The organism is Fructilactobacillus florum 8D (assembly GCF_000512295.1).
Classification (GTDB): Bacteria; Bacillota; Bacilli; order Lactobacillales; family Lactobacillaceae; genus Fructilactobacillus; species Fructilactobacillus florum.
In genome coordinates this window covers 25542-43755 of sequence record NZ_ALXG01000008.1, presented here as the reverse complement: position 1 = coordinate 43755, position 18214 = coordinate 25542, and the positions used below count along the sequence as shown (strand labels likewise).

Genomic DNA, 18214 nt, shown 5'->3' with positions numbered 1-18214 from the left:
ATTTTGAATTGTCGAAAATTACAACTAGAAAGAGATTCTACTAGTTTAAGCTTAATCATTCAAGGAATTAACTGCTTAAAAATACCGGCGCTTATTAATCCAAATCAAGCCCCTTAAGCGTAAAATAAAGTTGTCTAATTAAATACCAAAAATAAAGGAGTGCCTTATTTCAATGATTACTAATCAAAGAGCTTGCCAAATTTTGGCCGATTTAGTTCAAATTCCTTCGGTTAACAACGAAGAGAAACGGGTTGCAGAGGTGCTTGCCAATCTCTTTCAAGAATATGATATTCCTGCGAAAGTTATCTCTCATGATGAAAAGCGAGCCAACCTTGTCGCAGAAGTTGGTAGTGGGCAGCCAGTGCTTGTTGTTACTGGCCATCTTGATGTAGTCGATCCCGGGGACCGCACTAAGTGGAAAACAAACCCCTTTCAGCTTACAGAAAAAAACCAAATATTATATGGACGTGGTGTTTCTGACATGAAAAGCGGATTAGCGGCGTTAGCCATTGCCCTGATTAACTTTCATGAGAAATTCCCCACAAATCACGGAACCGTCCGATTCCTGGCTACCTATGGCGAAGAGATCGGAGAAAATGGGTCACATGACTTCTACCATGACGGTTATATGCAGGATGCTACGGCGCTATTAGTAGCGGAACCATCTGCCGGCTACATTTCCAATGCCGAAAAGGGGTCATTAGACCTCAAGTTAACTTCGCGTGGCAAAGCCGCCCACAGTTCCTTTCCTGACCTAGGCTTCAATGCAATTGATCCCCTCTTAGACATTCTAGTTGCAGCAAATCAACAACTTCGAAGCCCAGAGCTGCCCCAAAATGACACGTTGGGGAGCGTCACCATTAATAACAATCTCATCAAAGGTGGCGTTCAAATCAATTCCCTTCCTGACGAAGCGACAGCTGGTATCAATATTCGGACGATTCCAGAATTTACGGGCGCCGATGCTATCAAAAAGATTCAAGCAATCATTGCTCACCGAAGTGTTGTTAAAAACAACAATACTGATATAATGCTAAGCCAGCTCGTTCCAAAAAATCCCAACAAACCCTTGATCGATTTGGAAGTGCTGATGGATGAACCCGCCGTGATTGCTCCTGCCGATTCAAGTTTAATTAAGCTAGCGCAAACAATTGGCGAGCGCATTAGCGGGAAAACAATTCCAATTAAACCCTGCCCAGGAATTACCGATGCCTCCAATCTGATGCGTCATAAACCAGCTGATTTTCCTTTTCTAATTTTTGGTCCCGGAAATGGTAGCTCGCACATGCCCAATGAGCAAATTCCTAAGAGGGTATATTTAAATTTCATTAAGATTTATACCGAACTATTTAACCAGTACTTTAGTTAATCACTTTTACCACCATTACGTTGACAAAAAAAGCTTGCATTTTTAATGCAAGCTTTTTTTCACAACTATTCCATACATTTACTAACTGCAGTAGTAATATATTCACCAGCGTTAATTTTTTGCTTGATGTGCTTCACGTTTCGTAGCATATCAGTAAACTGAGAGGAAGTGATTTGAGCAACTTTTTCCTGGAGCTGCCCTAAACCAGCAACACTAATACCAACATTATTTTTCCTAACAAACTCACAAATTGCTGCTTGTTCCCAGACAATGACAGGCATCCCAGCACTGAAATATGAGGATACTTTATATGGATTATTATATTTTAAGTAGTTCCCAAACAATCCAGAAATTTCACTAGTTTGCTTTCCATCCCAGACTAGCCCAAAGCCATGGCCCATTTTGCTTGCTAGTTCTTCTGGTGAACAGCTTCCATGATAATCTAAAGATGCTTCTAGCTGCTGGGGATTATTAGTTTTACCGTATAAATCAACATGCAGGGGAGCATGGACTTGGAAATCCTGTAAAAAAGTTGCCTTATTTAAATTACCAGCAAAGGTTAAATTATTTTTATAGCTTTCCGAATTAGTTTGGCTTTTGGCATTACTTAAATAATCAAATAATTCTAGCTCGACCGTCTCGGTCGTTAATCCAACTGATTGGAGTTTCGCAGTCATCCGTTGATTGTGCGTAATTACGTAATCATACTGATTCAAATATGCCGCTTCTTGCTCTAATGTCCCAAAAATACTCCATGCAAATCGGAGGGAATCTAAATCATGAATTAAGGCAATCGTTCGGACTCGATGCTCTTTTAAATAGTTTAATAAATGTGTCGAAAACTTAGCACCACTGTAGAGCGGATAATTAACTAACACTACATCATTAGAATTTAGTTTGAGTCCAGCTAATTTAGCATGAATTCGGTGATCAATCAAAAAATGTTGATCAATTTTACTATGTTGGTATTTTTTTAAATAAATCGTTGTAAAACCAAGCTGGTTATGCAAAATTCGGCTGACATCGAGTTTGGGCTTATGATCACCGTCATTTGATTCGCTTCTTGCCACATCAATTATATATCTAGCCATTAACCTCACCAAAAATTCTATTTTTTAAACAACAAATAATTTCTACGCACTTTTTGCGCAATGCTTACCTTACGTTTGATTGAAAAATAGGGGCTTAACATGACTCTAGCCACTAAGTGCTTTCGAAATTTAAAATACTCCGATTGAAACTGTCGCGCTCGTTGCAGTTCACCCACCTCAACCAAATTGCTAATTAAATCGTTAATTGAAGCTAAATACTGAGTTGTCGCCAAATCAATCACTTTCTGATCAAGCTTAGCACGCTGCGGTTGTAATAATTTAAATATTTTTCGGTAGGTTACTAACCAATTATCTCCCTTGGCAATGACTCCCTTTTTATCCAATTGCTTACGCATTGCACTTGCTTGGTTAGGTCGATAGTAATAGGTTACCGGCGGATGATAAATTAGTGGTGCTCGCAAAAACAAAAAGTTCTCACAAACAAACAGCAAGTCTTCCCCCATAAAAATATCATTATCAAATTCAATCCCTGAACGCTGTAAATCCTCGGCGTAAAACATCTTGTTCCAAAGGTAACCTTCAACCCCGCGAGCACCAAGAATTTCACAAAGACCATCTGAAAAAGCGTATGTTTTAGTTCGCTTAATATTTTTGGGATTAATAATTAAATGACTCCCACCGCCTGTGACAGCCATCCGTGCCGGCGATGATTTTAGGCAGTTCACAAGGGTTGCTAAATGGTGTGGCTTTAAGACATCGTCAGCATCGATAAAAGTGACGTACTGACCTTCAAGGTATTTTAAAGCCCGATTTCTTGAATACGATACTCCCATGTTTTTATCATTTTTTAACAACGTCACCTGACAGGCTGAACGTTGCTGATACTGATGAATAATCTCAATCGAATCATCATCTGAGTAATCATCAACGATAATCAAATGAATTTCTCGGTATGTTTGTGATTCAATTGAGTCTAAACATTCTTTTAGATATTGGGACCCATTAAAAACCGGGATAATTACATCAACTTTCCCTGTACTCATCTTGTCCCCCCTTCTCTTAGCTATTAGATAACATGCGCCGTAATGCTTGAATAAACCGACGATCATATTGATCATCGTATAAAAAAGCAATTGATGCCTTAACTTCTGCTGGAACGAATCTTTTTTTCCCATTAACGATGGTCGCTAGTTTTTGCTGAAACTGTTGATAATCAGAAATCGGGTACAAATACCCGTTAATATTATCCTTGATAATATCATTAGGTCCAACCGGGCAATCCGTTGACAAACAAGGGATTCCATAACTCATGGCTTCTGCTAAAACCAGACCAAAGCCTTCATAGTTTGAATTTAATAACAACGCATTTGCAGATTGTAATTCACCAAATGGATCCGCAACCCACCCTGCTAATTTAACTCGCTTACCAAGTACGGAACTTTGGGCGATGAATTGTTGCAAATCCATAAAGTCAGGTCCATCACCAAAAATTTGCAACTCCCAATTTCCTGGAACCTTTTCTAGCGCAGTTAACAACCCTCGCAAGTTCTTTTGACCATCAAGAAAAATTCTCCCAATGTATACCAAAGTACACTGCTTGGGGTTAGGACGAATTGTACGTTCCCTCCTAGGGACCGCATTGTAAACTAGCTGGATTTTACGTTCAGCAATGCCTAAATGCATTAATTCATCCTTAATTCCCGTTGAAATCGCTAAATGTTGATCGGCCCATTTGAGCGCTCGGATTTTATTTCCAATCCCTGGATCAGCTGCTGAAACCTGTAACCATGAAATAATTTGATACTTCTTATGAAACATTATTTTAATGATTCGGGCAATTAAAATTTGTAATGGACCTAGGAAAACGACCGCTGCGCCTTGATAGGATCGTAAAAAACTAGTCAGCCTAAAGACATTTTTAATTAGGGTTGTCGTCCCTTGATTATCGACTGCCATTTGTTTTTTAAGTTGCTGCACCTTACTGTGATAACTAGATTTTTTAAAAACAAAGAGAGATAATTCAAATTCTTTTTTGATAGATTGACTCGCAGCTAAGTGAGAAATAACCGTTGTAATGCCACCGGGATCAATATTACAAACAAATGCGATCTGCTGCTTCTTCATTAAAAGTTCCTCGTCCTTATCATACCGTCAGCCATCAAACTCCGTTCCTTTTCTTATACATTCTAATATAAAGTCGTGGAAAGATAAATGCGAGCATTGCTGCTACTTGATACTGTTTGGTTAAAAACCGAAGGGCTTGGATAGTAATTCTCTTTCCCAAAACTTCTGATTGAGCACGGGCAGACCAATCCTGATTGGTTAAAATATTTCGATTGATAAAATACAGAGCCATGCGTAACTCAAAACTAGAAAAATATGCTGGAAGATCCGGGTTTCCTACGATCTTGGCAACTTGATGAACATAAGTTGTACATTTTTTCTCTAGCTCCGGTTCATAGGAGTTTGTCAGAGATCCAGATCGTTTATATAAAAAGTACTCTGGTTTATTAACAAAACCAATCTCATTTGGCTCCAACTGTTCTAGAAAACATAAATTAAACAAGCTATCTTCGAATCGTCCTTGATTCGCAAAGCGCAGCTGTTGGTCATGTAACAGCTGTCTATCATACAATTTGGCCCAAGGGCCGACGTCCATTTCCTGATTATGTACCAGATAAGCCTGCAACAGTTTAGTCTTACTCGTCGCTGCCTGCGTCGCTGGTTTTGTCTGTTCTTCTACTTGATGAGCCCCAGTAATCCTGCTAATTCCAGTGATGACCAGTTTTTTGGTAGCACTAGCTTGCCAGGCATCATGAAGAAATGATGGAGCATATTCATCATCGTCATCAGCAAAAGTAACAAACGTTCCTGCCGCTGCTGCAATGCCACGATTACGAGCAGCTGATGGCCCTTGGTTACTTTGAAAATAAGCACTTACATTTGGATACTGAGTAACATAGTGCTTAATCAACTGACCAGTCTGATCAGTGGACCCATCATCAACAAAAACAACTTCAAATGAAGGCTTGGCACGTTGCTCAACAATTGAAGTAAACAGCCGTTCCAGCGTATTTACAGAATTATAAGTGGTAACAATAAAGCTAACATCATATTTATCCAAAGTGCCATCCTCCTACCCCTCATTGATCAAAAAACCGGTTATTATCGAAAAAGACATTCCTTGGAATGCCTTTCATAATCCTATGCTAGCCGATTTTTAATCATGCTAAGGGATCTGTCTATTAATTTTGGACGCAAAATTAAAATCAAAATGAGATAAGTCAAAATCCCAACGATAATCTCAATCATTAACATTAACCACGTGTCTGGCAACCGCAAATCTAGCCAAAACACTATTATGAACATGACTAACCCGGCCACTAAGTATTTGAGATAACCGGCAAAAAGTTGCCGTAAATTAATCTGATTTCGAATCGCATACAATTGATACCCTGTAACGACCACTTCAGAAATAACCGTTGCTAGGGCTGTTCCCACGGAACTCCACAGTAAAATCAAGGGCACGTTTGCAAAAATGTTTACCAACGCACCTAAAATAACCGAATAATTATAAGCTCGATTTTGACCAGTCGGAACCAGATATTGAACCCCAATCGCATTACTCCAAGCAATCAATAACACAACTATTGATTCTAACATCATCAACGGAATTACTGGCATAAACTTTGGCGAAAAGAACAGGGGGACAAAGGAATGGGCCACCGCCGCAATTCCAAATGTCAGCGGAACTGCCAAACAGGTCACAAATTCAAACGTAGTATACAAATATTTTTTAACCTGCTGTAGTTCGCCTCGCTGAAATGCGTTAGCAACGTGCGGTAGCATTACAGTTCCAGTCGCCGTTACCACCGCCAAAGAAAGCTTCACAATCTTATCGGACTGATCAAAAAAGCCCGCCTGTGTGTAATTCGTAAAGACTCCCAACATCGTTTTGTTGACGTACAGATAAATTTGGGTCGCAATTTCTGGAACAAATAAAACGAGTGAAGGAGCAAGGTGTTGAAACAAGTGTAAGTTAGCCCAATCAGGTTTGCCAATATATCTCTTTAAACTAGGGAAAAGCGTTAGATTACCGATTAACAATGACAACGACAAAATTAAAATATACAGTGCTAGGTCATGATAGGACTTGACAAAGGTGAAAATACTTATCAACGTAATGATCTTTACAACAAAATTTCGTAAAACTGTAACTGCAAAGTTCTCAACCCCTTGGAAAAACCAAGAAATATCAAAGGCAGCTGCTAATAATGAAAATGATTGTGCCACATAATAAATCTGGTTTTTATGAATTAAGGTCAGGAAAACAAAAAAGGCCAGAAAGGCTATTCCAATAGTAATCATTCGCATCAAAAAAATCTCATAAAATGTATTGGTTAATTTCTGGCGATCACCACGAACATAGGCAATTTGCCGATTACCATAAAGAGCTACTCCGACACTTCCAAAAATAATGAAATACTGAATCGTTGCATTGGTAAAGGCATTGATTCCAACCCCTTGCGGACCTAAAACCCGTGCCAAATAAGGTGTGGTCAGCAATGGTACTAGCAAAACAAAAATTTGATAAGCAGCATTGTATAAATAATTTTTAACGACGCGCATCTTGGCTAATCCCCAAACTCAGTTTTAATTAATCGTAAGGCTGACATAATGGTCTGATCCATATTATAGTACCGATATTGACCAAGCCGACCCCCAAAAACAACATTATCCGCTTGTTGGGTCGCTAATTCTGTATATTTTTTGTACAAACTGCGATTGTTTTTATCATCAATCGGATAATAAGGCTCATCCCCACGACTCCAAGTCTTCGGATATTCATGAGTAACAACCGTCTTACCCTTATTTCCCTTGCCGAATTCAAAATGTTTGTGCTCAATCACACGGGTAAAAGGAGTCTCAGCATCAGTATAATTTACCACTGCATTCCCTTGGAAATTATCAACATCATGTACTTCACTTTCAAAGCGCAAACTCCGATATTCCAATTCGCCCAATTGATAATCAAAAAATTGATCAATCATTCCCGTGAAAATGATCCGCTTTCCAGATTTTAGATACTTTTCTTTATCGGCAAAAAAATCCGTATTCAATTTAACGTCAATCAAATCATTTGCCAGCATTTTTTCAACAATCTGCGTATACCCACCGATTGGAATTCCCTGATAGGGGTCACTAAAGTAATTATTGTCATAAATAAACCGTACGGGAATTCGACGAATAATAAACGAAGGAAGTTGCGTTGCTTTTCTACCCCATTGCTTTTCTGTGTAGCCTTTAATTAATTTTTCATAGATGTCAGAACCAACTAACGAAAGAGCCTGTTCCTCTAGATTAGTAGGCCGGGCCGGAACATTGGCGTGCTCCCTTTGTTCTTGGATTTTTGCTTGAGCTTGCGCTGGTGTTTGTACTCCCCATAATTTATTAAAAGTATTCATATTAAAGGGTAGATTGTAGATTTCACCATTATAATTCGCTACCGGACTATTAATATAGTTATTAAATTCAGCAAACTGGTGTACATATTCCCATATATCTTTCATTTTGGTATGGAAAATATGGGCTCCATACTGATGAACCTGAATTCCTTCAACTTCTTTAGTGAAGATGTTTCCGGCAACGTGTGAACGTTTTTCTAACACCTCAACGTGGTGCCCACGCTTAGCTGCTTCGTATGCAAAAGTTGATCCAAAGAGTCCTGAGCCAACCACCAAATAATCTGTCATTAGTTTCTCCTCAAAGTTTTCAAATCGTACCTAGTTTTAATTATACCAATCAATTAGTAGTGCGTAACATCCTGACCGACATCACTAGCAAATTTACGCTTTAAAAATCCAATGGCTTTTTTGACCAACTGGCGGTCCCCCAACTGAATCCAATTGCACTCTACATAACTAACCTGATTAGTGGTTAGCCACACATCCAATAATATCTCTGATAGATATCCAAAAACCCGTGCTTCCTGTGCCGAGTAGCTGCTAATATCAATTCGTGCCTGTACTTGAAATAACGTTCCGAACAACCACTCACAATAATCGTTGAAGTAGCTGGTTTTCATAATAAACATATTAAACATATGCGCTGATCGTCTCTTCATTACCTGATCAAAAGCTGACAGATACTGGGGCGTTTGCTCAGCAATCACCTCTCGCGTCATTATGAGGGGCTCTTTATAGTGTGAATGCACGTAATGCGAAGAAATCGTCTCTACAACGTAGTGGCGTCGCTTGGGGACTACCACGGGTGCCTTTGCTAACAGTTTTTCAACTTGAGCTGTACTCAAAACTTTCTCCAATGAGCGTTGATGTCCTGTGCTGAATAATCGACGATAATGTACTAACCCCACGGCATCAACTTGCTTCAGATTTTTCCAAGCCCAATAAAGTGCGGTTAATTCGTTAAAATTGGGATTCTGTGCCGAAATATTGTCGCCCTGATTATCAGGTTGATAGTTGCGACTATCAACCTGGTTAAAATCCGCACCAACTAAAACCGGAAGATAGACGGGATCAGTCGGCATGGGAGCATCCTTGTGCGTGGCTACTAAGATTTTATTATTCACTGCTGATCATCCTCCAGTGCACCTTTTTTGGAAAATCAAATCGAACCCGATCGATTACACTATCAATAATCAAAATGAATGGAGAATACTGTAGATAAATCAACTGTGGATCGCTAAAACTATGAAGTGCAATTAAAATAAAAATTAACAATACGTACCATTTTTTGCCCTGATACTGCACGTAAAGTGCAAGTGAAATTAGCAAGATAATAATAAACAGCATAATTAACCCAAAATTCAAGAGATACTGAATATATGAATTATCTAGATAGAAGTAACTCCCGCGGAGGGGGCGATCAGGACGGTAAGTATTAAAAATGATTTGCTTCCCAAATAGACTAATACCATATCGCTCGACCCCTTGATGTGCTAATGCAAATCTTCCAGACATCAAGTGATCAAAAATTTTCATAAAACCACCATTAGTTCCAATGGTGGCAAAAAATACTGATAGAAAAGTTAGTACTGGGAAAATCAAGATACCCGTCCAACCAAACAATTTACTGTGAAAAATCCGCATTAAGAAGTGGTGCAAGGGACTCTTTAGTAGTAAAAAAATCAACACAATCAAAATTTCTAAAATAAATGGATTTCTCGTATTAGTTTCGACATACAAGAACAAACTTATTCCCGAAATTATAGCTAAAGCAGAAAAACTAAGTTTCCCTTTTTTAATCATGATGTAGGCTAGCACCAGGTAAAAAAAGACTTGTGCTGGTAGTGTTACCCAGTTAAATCCAAGCGCTTGCCGTAACAAAACGGTCCCATCTGGAGCGATTCCACGAGGTGAAAAAAACGTTGGAATTAAATTAAAATACCCGAGCACAATTGTGACGCAGGTTAAGCTCCCATTCACATAGAAAAAAACTTTAACTAATTTACTGAAATCAACCTTGCTAACCATTAAAAGCATGACAAAAACCCACAGCGGGAATGCCAGGGTTGAGACTTGCTTTACCAACAGGCCTAGAAAAATTAGAAAAAAATACACAAAGTAAGATTGGCTAGCTGTTCTCATGAGCACGCTTAAACAACACCCAACGATTAAAACAATGGCAGCAATTTTAGGAAGCGGACTGAACATAAAATCATATGGCTTAATCCAGTTCGCATATACCAATGAAGAGAACATTAGAAATGTATAAATTCCAAAGAAAGTACAAACTAATCTTTCTCTCAAAAGGATCATTCTATTACTGTCTCTTTTTTTTATTAAATCAGTTATCATGAATTGCGATTCCTCTCCACAAAGAACAGTTCCTAAACTATCGTTTAATAGTTCGAAACAGTTTGTGGTCTATTGACGGGCTGTTCTGGATTAAGTTGGGAGATTTCCCGATTAGTTAGCTGGCGTTGCTGAACCTTAATCACCGCACCGTTTACATTTGCGCTATTAATAACGCTTAGCTTGGTAACCATTTTGTCATCCTTAGCATAATCAGCGTGGTTACGATACTTATATTCGAGTGGTCTAACCTTGATCTTGACATAATCACCGACCTGCAAGTTCAAAAACTGTTTATTACTAATCGTAGTTCCACCAAAAGGCGGAATATAATCAGATTCTGGTGAGATGGCTTGATTATTAACCTGCGCAATAATGGGATTGTTTAGATGATACTTTTGGTTAACTATTTTTATTTTACCTAAATTACTGTCAATCACCGCAACTCGTCCAACCGCAGCCGTCTTAACTTTTTCACCAGCCACTAACTGGTCAGGCGCTGCTGCTTGTGAGAAAGCTTTTCGACAACCAAATAAGACCAAAACCATTGCAATTGGAATAATTGCCAAAAGTAACTCCGTCCGTTTGATCTTTTTAGAATGACCCTTCTGTTTTTTTCGATCCGCTTCCTCAGCTAAAAATGGTCCATTATTGCGGTAATCATAAGTGAAAAACACAATCACTCCAGCAATAATAATCAAAGCAACCAATAAAATAAAGATTTTCCCATCGAACAGGTGACTTAGTTTAAACATTAAATAATCTACTTTTGAATATTCCACTTTAATCCCACCCTAATCTAATGTATGGCAATGCTTCCAGTTTCTTTGTAAGGAAGATCTAAACTTTCACGAATCTTGTTGGTAGCTGCTTGTAGTTCAGACCGTGGGGTCACTTCCATTTCTTGATAGTTAATTTCCCGTCCAGTTTGATTCTTTAGATACGTCTCCTGAATCTCACTACGAGCATCATGATACTTGGCAACAATCTTAGTCAAATCACCAAAAGTTAGATCCGTTTGCGTGGTTTTTGAAAGCGAATTGATGAAGCCCTGATTCATGATTGAAGAAACTGCTCCGTTTTTGTTAACAATCGTCTGTAAAAGTTGACGCTGGCGTTGTTCTCGACCAAAGTCTCCCAAGGGATCACTATATCGCATCCGCGAATAGGCGAGGGCCTTTTTACCATCCATTTTAGTTGGCTGATTGTGTTCGAAATGATAGCCCTCGTAGTCAAAGGTTAGAAGAGGACTAATCGTTACCCCGCCAACTTGGTCAACAATTTGGACCAAGCCCCGCATATTAATCAGAGCATAATAATCAATCGGGATGTTAAGCATTTTTTGCACCGTCTCGATCGAAGTTTTAGCACTACCATAAGCATAGGCAGCGTTAATTTTGGCTGGTGATTGGGCCGGATAACCCGGGATGTTAACCGCTGTATCCCGAGGAATACTAGTAATTAAAGTTTTTTCCGTCTTCGGATTAATCGTGACCACCATCATCGTATCAGTCCGTCCCTTATAACTACGATGAAGTTCTCCCGTATCAGTCCCCATTAATAGGATTGAAATCGGTTTTTTCTGGCGAAGTAAGGCATCCGTATTTCGTTCCTTCTCGATTCCAGCACTCTTGTAAGATTTATCAGCTGCATTTTTCAGCATCATATACTTATAAGCTGCAAAGGAACCGCCACCAATCAAGATAACTGCAATAATGATGAGAATCGTGTTCCTGAGCTTGTGTGACCGTTGGTGTCGTTCTTGGTCACGTTGGATTCGACTATCTGCCATGGTTTCCTCTTTTCATAAAGATCATATTCACAATAATTAAAGTCTACCAAAACTAACTCAATTTTACAAAATGCGACCAACTTTATTGATATTTGAACATCCCAGTGATTCACGATCGTAAAAGCTGCCCGTCCTCTAATACCTGTTATCCAGCAGGGTTTTTACATTTTAATGTTTCACAAAATTTGACCTTTTTTGACTTTATGAGGTAAAACACTTTCATTATTCACTTTGAGGGGTTATAATTAATCTTGAAATCAAGGAATGGTTGTGAAACATTACAATCACTTTGAAATTAAATTGAGAAAGAAGGATTACTTATGGCAAACAATAATTTTGGTAACGACCCCTTTGGTGGCAATGGTATGGATGATATTTTCAACAGCTTTTTTGGAAACGTTGGGAATGATGCTAATACCCGTTACACAGTTAATGGACATGAGCTAACTCCTGAACAGGTTGCTGAGATGCGCCGTACCGGTCGAATTCCTGGACAAGCCGGACGCCACAATCAGAATCAGCCCTTGGAAAATAAACCACAAAATAAAAGCTATTTAGATCAAATTGGTCGTAATCTAACCACAGAAGCCAAAGCAGACTTACTCGATCCAGTGATTGGTCGAGATCAGGAAATTCAAGAAACTGCTGAGATTTTGAGTAGACGAATTAAAAATAACCCCATCTTAGTAGGTGATGCTGGTGTTGGTAAAACTGCAATTGTCGAAGGGTTGGCGCAAAAAATCGTTGGTGGCGATGTTCCTGCTGCCATTAAGGACAAGGATATCATTTCCATCGATCTTTCGGCACTAGAATCGGGTACTCAGTACCGAGGCTCTTATGAAAAGAACGTCCAAAACCTCATTAAAGAAGTGCAGGAACGTAAAAATGTCATTCTCTTCTTTGATGAAATTCATCAGATTGTTGGTGCTGGATCAACTGGCGATGAAAACGGTGGCAAAGGACTTTCTGACATGCTAAAACCAGCCCTTTCTCGCGGAGAAGTATCTATCATTGGTGCTACTACCCAAGATGAATACCGCAACACCATCATGAAGGACGCTGCGTTAGCTCGTCGTTTTAATGACGTAACTGTTAATGCCCCTAGCAAAGAAACTACTTTCGCCATTTTGCAGGGAATTCGCAAATCATACGAGGATCACCACCAAGTCAAATTGCCAGATAACGTCTTAAAAGCGGCAATTGACTACTCTGAACAATACATTCCACAGCGATCGCTCCCCGATAAAGCCATTGATTTGATTGATATGACGGCTGCCCACTTGGCTGCTAAACATCCAGTCACTGATAAAGTTAGCTTAGAAAAAGAGTTAGCAGCAGCTAAACAGCAAAAAGAAAAAGATGCTAAGGCCGAAAACTATGAGGCCGCTGCCAAAGATAAAGAACGGATTTCCAAGCTAGAGGCACAACTAAGCAGTGAATCGGATCAGTCAGAGACTCCCATTGCTCAGCCTGCTGACATTGCTGAATCCGTAGAACGTTTGACTGGCATTCCCGTTTCACAAATGAGTGCTAATGACATGGAACGGCTCAAGGGAATGGATGCTCGGCTAAAAGCTCATATCATTGGTCAAGACGAGGCTGTTACCGCCGTCGTTAACGCTATTCGCAGAAACCGAGCTGGGTTTGACGAAGGTAATCGCCCCATTGGATCATTTCTTTTTGTCGGACCAACTGGAGTAGGAAAAACGGAATTGGTTAAACAGCTAGCCAAAGACATGTTTAACAACCAGGATTCCATCATTCGGCTAGATATGTCGGAATACCAAGACGAAACTGCGGTTTCAAAATTAATCGGAGCCTCTGCCGGTTACGTTGGCTACAATGACAACGGCAACACTCTAACTGAACGAGTAAGAAGAAATCCTTATTCGATTGTCTTACTAGACGAAATCGAAAAGGCCAATCCGCAGGTTACTACCCTATTATTACAGGTAATGGACGATGGGCGCTTAACCGACGGTCAAGGTAATGTTGTTAACTTCAAAAACACCGTTGTTATTGCCACTTCAAATGCTGGGTTTGGTAACGAAGCCCTCTCAAAAGCAGACGATCAGAACCAGAAATTAATGGATCGGCTCCAGCCTTACTTCCGTCCAGAGTTCTTGAACCGTTTCAATGCAATCGTTGAGTTTAGTCATCTTTCTAAAGATGATCTGAGCAAGATTGTTGATTTGATGATTACCGATCTTAATCAAACTTTAGCGCAAAAAGATATGTCAATTACTGTCTCAACCGCTGTTAAAGAGTGGCTCATGGAGCAGGGTTACGACGAGGCCATGGGTGCTCGTCCGCTCAGACGAGTCATCGAACAGCAGTTACGTGATAAAATTGCGATGTTCTATCTCGACCACCAAGATGTTAAAAAACTAACCGCTGTCTTAAACGATGACAAAACAGGGATTGAGATTCAGGCTAGAACTGAAGAATAATTAAATTTAGCTCCAAAAAACAACCTCTTCATGCTGAAGGGGTTGTTTTTTCTTAATTGCCAAAAATAGGCAGCTCGGTATATGATAACCATACTACCTCAAGACTTCTGCAGAAAGGATCTCATGAAGCTACTTCACCAGCATCGTTTAATCTTGATTAAACTCCTAGCCCTAATCATCGTGCTTGGATTACTAATTTTAATTTATGAGAGCTACAAACCAGAAATTAAACTATTTCTAAATCCCAATCGGCATCAGCAAGCCGTTGCTGCCATCCGCCAACACGGCTGGTCCGATTTAATCCTTGTTTGGTTGCTAATCTTTTTTGGAACCGCCATTCCTGGCGTTCCAGTAATGTTACTTGGGATTCTCTCCGGTCTGTGCTTTGGTATTTTGGGCGGCAGCATTGTTAACATGACAGCAATTGGAATGGGAAACATCGTGACCATTCAACTAATCAGTTTTTTAAAAACTGACATTGAAACTCGCTATCGCAATAATCATTTTGCAACCCACCTTCGCAAAATCAAGAATCCGTTGATGGGATTAGTAATTGGTTATTCGATTCCCATCATTCCCTCGTCACTTGTAAGTATTCAAGCTGCTAATGTGCAACAACGCTTTGGTCGACCACTTGTTACACTAACGGCGATGCTCGGAACTTTTCCAGTTTCTCTAATCTATGCGTTAGGTGGCAACGCTTTATTAAAATGGAATCCACTTCAACTAGTCCTCTTAGTCTTACTGTTAGCAATCTTTCTGTTAACAGCTAATTGGTTGCTGACCAACCTTGTTAATGATCAATTTTAGCAAATAAAAGAGCCCCTACGTCTCAGCACAGGGGCTCTTTTTAAACTATTACTATTTAACTGCGTTATTAGTCGTTAGTTGTCCATCTAAAATACCGCTATTATCTTTCAATTCGAGCCAGTTATTTTTCATATCAACCTTAAGCCCCTTCCCAAAGAAAGTTTGGTCGTTCGGACTCGTATAGAAGCGAGCTTCCTGATCGCAATCAAACTTGATAGTGTAGGGGTCATCGACCTGATTAACCCCAACTACTTGAAAGGAATCGCCAACGTTACAAGCACTACCCTTTCCAGCCGAATATTGATTAGAACCATCGTCTGCCGTTAATAGGAACGCAGTGGCTTGGGGCAAACGCTCCTTAATGTATTTCAGCGCTTCATCAGTAATTTGTAAATTCATGATAATTCCTCCTTAGATTGATAAATTCGAATAACTTACTTTTATATAGTAACATGTGTGCTCCGAAGTGCAAATATCTTGCTCACAATCGATTTTTGCGAGTGCCCCTTTGTTTAACCCATCAATTATGATAGACTTAGCGCAATAAAGCTAACAAGGAGTTGAGCACATGGTGATGTATCAAGATTTAACGGGAAAAACAGCGGTAATTACCGGTGGAGATTCTGGAATTGGAGCAGCAATTGCTGCTCGCTTCGGAAAAGAAAAAATGAACGTTGTTATTAATTTTCACAAAAACCAACAGGCTGCAGATGAAACTGCTGCCATCGTTACTAAAAACGGCGGTCAAGCTGTGACCATTGCCCAAGATATTAGTGATGAGGCTGCCGCAGATGCCCTTGTGCAAAAAGCTGTGCAGACGTTTGGTGGGTTAGATGTGTTTTGTAATAATGCCGGGATGGAGAAGAAACTTCCGACTGACCAGGTTGAACTGCAGGACTGGGAAAATGTGATCTCAGTTAACTTAACCGGTACCTTTCTAGGTACCAAAGCTGCGCTTGATTACTGGCTAAAAACTGGGAAACAGGGTAATATCATTAACACCTCCTCGGTGCACCAACAAATTCCTTGGCCCACCTTTGCGAGCTATGCTGCTAGTAAAGGTGGAGTAAAATTGTTCACAGAAACTACGGCCATGGAATACGCCGAAAGGAATATTCGGATTAATCAAATTTGTCCTGGTGCTATCAACACCCCGATTAATGAGAAAAAATTTAGCGATGCTAAAACTTACCAACAAACCGTCAGCATGGTTCCAATGAACCGAGTGGGAACCCCCGAAGAAGTCGCTGCCGGAGCAGCTTGGCTGGCTTCTCAAGAATCCAGCTACGTAACTGGGATCTCACTTTACATCGATGGTGGAATGACCTTGTACCCTGCGTTTAAGGACGGACAAGGTTAGACAACCCCAACCATTGTAACTAACTAAATAGGCTTGACTACAGCAGTAGTCAAGCCTATTTAGTTACAAAAACATGTGCCAACCGCATTAACTTTTGCCAGGCTGCTTGATAAGTTAGTCCTAGCAAGAGTAACAATTCAGGTAAAAATTGAATTAACAGCCGACTACGACCACCTTCAAACAAAAGGAGGACGGTCAAACCTAGCATCCAAGCCAAGCGTAGCACCTGGACGGTCGAACCGGTAACTCGAAAACCTAAGATTAATAAACCCAAACAAGCAACCCAAAATAATTGGGCTAAAAACTGGTAATCATGAAAATGGGTTCCCGTTCGATAGTAGAGTTGTTGTAATTTATGCTGAGGTCGTTTTGAAATATAGGGATGATCACCACGATACCAACCAAAAGTTCCATCTGAGGTATTATGATAATTTTTGGTAACAAAATATTGACCTAAACCCACCATCCCATAATTTCGTAACTGATGGAAAATAATTTTTTCTGCATATTTATTTCGTTCCGATTTTGTTGCCAACTGGCGCATTTTTTTAGTTTGGTTTACATTTGAACCGCCCGGTGCTGTCAATCCCAATGCCAATGAATGGCTGAGAGGGAGCTCCTGTTGATCAGTAATTTGAATAAAATCATTATGCTGCTTCACCTGGTTTGCAACCACTCCACCTGAAGTCACAATCAGCAAAAAAACTAGTCCTTTAAAAAGCCCCGTTTTAATTACTGACCACTTTTTAGAACTTGTCCAAAATTTCATCAGACTCCAACCAGCGATGGCCACCAGCAAAACCAGCGCCGACGGTTTTAACAACCACGTTCCCAATGCGCCCAAACTAAACCCGAGGGTGCCTAACAGTTGCCAACCATTGAGCCGCCCATCCCTTCCGAGCGTTCGATTGATAACAAAACCCAACATTAACAGAGAAACAAACGGTAGCACCATAATGTCAGCTCCCGGAACGATGACTTGAATCATCGTGACCATTAAACCACTTTGAACCCAAATTAACGGCATTAGGGCGGAGCGGTTGAGCAAGAAGACGTTGATGAGATTTAGTAATAGCGAAAAATCAAAGAAACTCAAGTTTATTAAATTGAGATTGACCCAGCTGGGTGCTAAGTGGAATTGAACCAACAACCAATGCTGTAAATAAGTCGGAAAAAAGTTGCTAGGATTTCTAGCTAGTAGGTGCTGTCCCACTGCTGGGTTGAGTAAGGACCGTTGCAATTCTCCCGCACTAAAACCTATTGGAGCACTAACCTGCGTCACAACTAGTAGCTGCCAAATCAAAGCAATACCTACTGCAACAACTGTCAGGAACCAGCGATACCGTTTAATTAGAGCACCTAATTGGAACCGCCAAATCACAAAGCCAAAAATGAACCCCGTCCCCAAGCTGGTTAAAATCAGCGACGTTAGTCCAACTGGATTAAAATTTGTATCATTGAGTGCTCCTAAAAAAATTAGCCCGGTCCATATTACAAAACCCCACGTGATGATTTGCGACCATGCCAGTCGCCTTTTTAAGCAAGCACTCAGTTTCATCGCCCATCA

The 18214-nt window shown here is 40.1% G+C and carries 16 protein-coding genes; 4 read left to right on the top strand and 12 right to left on the bottom strand.

All coding sequences use genetic code 11. The features are described 5' to 3' along the window. The first annotated feature begins 172 nt into the window (after positions 1 to 172). Positions 173 to 1369 carry an ArgE/DapE family deacylase gene (locus B808_RS00420; RefSeq protein WP_035421250.1) on the top strand — a complete coding sequence of 399 codons (1197 nt, stop codon included), beginning with the start codon at positions 173 to 175 and terminating at the stop codon, positions 1367 to 1369. Between the two features lie 65 nt (positions 1370 to 1434). On the opposite strand, the gene B808_RS00415 is transcribed toward B808_RS00420, so the two are convergent. The 10 genes from B808_RS00415 to B808_RS00370 form a co-directional block, all read right to left on the bottom strand. Continuing rightward, positions 1435 to 2460 (bottom strand): hypothetical protein, encoded by a 1026-nt coding sequence (locus B808_RS00415; protein ID WP_051393769.1) that lies wholly within the window; start codon positions 2458 to 2460, stop codon positions 1435 to 1437. Positions 2461 to 2477: 17 nt separating this feature from the next. Further along, positions 2478 to 3464 (bottom strand): glycosyltransferase family A protein, encoded by a 987-nt coding sequence (locus tag B808_RS00410; protein WP_035421247.1) that lies wholly within the window; start codon positions 3462 to 3464, stop codon positions 2478 to 2480. A 16-nt stretch (positions 3465 to 3480) separates the two neighbouring features. Further along, positions 3481 to 4545 carry a glycosyltransferase gene (locus B808_RS00405; RefSeq protein ID WP_051393768.1) on the bottom strand — a complete coding sequence of 355 codons (1065 nt, stop codon included), beginning with the start codon at positions 4543 to 4545 and terminating at the stop codon, positions 3481 to 3483. Between the two features lie 34 nt (positions 4546 to 4579). After that, the gene (locus B808_RS00400; protein ID WP_035421246.1) at positions 4580 to 5545 is read right to left on the bottom strand and encodes a glycosyltransferase family 2 protein; all 966 of its coding nucleotides are present in this window, start codon (positions 5543 to 5545) and stop codon (positions 4580 to 4582) included. An 80-nt stretch (positions 5546 to 5625) separates the two neighbouring features. Next, positions 5626 to 7050: an oligosaccharide flippase family protein gene (locus tag B808_RS00395; RefSeq protein WP_035421244.1), complete on the bottom strand. Its 1425-nt coding sequence runs from the start codon at positions 7048 to 7050 to the stop codon at positions 5626 to 5628. A 5-nt stretch (positions 7051 to 7055) separates the two neighbouring features. After that, positions 7056 to 8174 (bottom strand): UDP-galactopyranose mutase, encoded by a 1119-nt coding sequence (gene glf, locus B808_RS00390; protein WP_035421242.1) that lies wholly within the window; start codon positions 8172 to 8174, stop codon positions 7056 to 7058. Between the two features lie 53 nt (positions 8175 to 8227). After that, positions 8228 to 9010, bottom strand: coding sequence for a DUF4422 domain-containing protein (locus tag B808_RS00385; RefSeq protein ID WP_035421240.1), 783 nt, complete (start codon positions 9008 to 9010; stop codon positions 8228 to 8230). Next, a complete protein-coding gene (locus B808_RS00380) occupies positions 9003 to 10190 on the bottom strand; it encodes a hypothetical protein (protein WP_155830441.1) in 1188 nt (395 codons plus the stop codon). Before B808_RS00380 ends, B808_RS00385 begins: the two co-directional genes overlap by 8 nt. 92 nt (positions 10191 to 10282) lie before the next feature. After that, positions 10283 to 11017, bottom strand: coding sequence for a cytochrome c oxidase subunit II (locus B808_RS00375; protein WP_035421236.1), 735 nt, complete (start codon positions 11015 to 11017; stop codon positions 10283 to 10285). 17 nt (positions 11018 to 11034) lie between these two features. After that, entirely contained in the window at positions 11035 to 12027 is a 993-nt protein-coding gene (locus tag B808_RS00370; protein ID WP_035421234.1) for an LCP family glycopolymer transferase, read from the bottom strand. A gap of 320 nt (positions 12028 to 12347) precedes the next feature. Here B808_RS00370 and B808_RS00365 point away from each other — a divergent pair, with 320 nt between their 5' ends. Both B808_RS00365 and B808_RS00360 read left to right on the top strand, forming a co-directional pair. Continuing rightward, positions 12348 to 14477, top strand: coding sequence for an AAA family ATPase (locus B808_RS00365; protein ID WP_035421233.1), 2130 nt, complete (start codon positions 12348 to 12350; stop codon positions 14475 to 14477). Positions 14478 to 14600: 123 nt separating this feature from the next. Continuing rightward, the gene (locus B808_RS00360) at positions 14601 to 15287 is read left to right on the top strand and encodes a VTT domain-containing protein (RefSeq protein ID WP_009166977.1); all 687 of its coding nucleotides are present in this window, start codon (positions 14601 to 14603) and stop codon (positions 15285 to 15287) included. A 51-nt stretch (positions 15288 to 15338) separates the two neighbouring features. Here B808_RS00360 and B808_RS00355 read toward each other — a convergent pair whose 3' ends face one another. Then, positions 15339 to 15686 carry an iron-sulfur cluster biosynthesis family protein gene (locus B808_RS00355; protein WP_009166976.1) on the bottom strand — a complete coding sequence of 116 codons (348 nt, stop codon included), beginning with the start codon at positions 15684 to 15686 and terminating at the stop codon, positions 15339 to 15341. Positions 15687 to 15861: 175 nt separating this feature from the next. On the opposite strand from B808_RS00355, the gene B808_RS00350 reads away from it, so the two are divergent. After that, entirely contained in the window at positions 15862 to 16647 is a 786-nt protein-coding gene (locus B808_RS00350) for a glucose 1-dehydrogenase (RefSeq protein WP_035421269.1), read from the top strand. A gap of 55 nt (positions 16648 to 16702) precedes the next feature. Here B808_RS00350 and B808_RS00345 read toward each other — a convergent pair whose 3' ends face one another. After that, positions 16703 to 18205, bottom strand: coding sequence for a glycosyltransferase family protein (locus B808_RS00345; RefSeq protein WP_035421231.1), 1503 nt, complete (start codon positions 18203 to 18205; stop codon positions 16703 to 16705). Positions 18206 to 18214 lie beyond the last annotated feature (9 nt).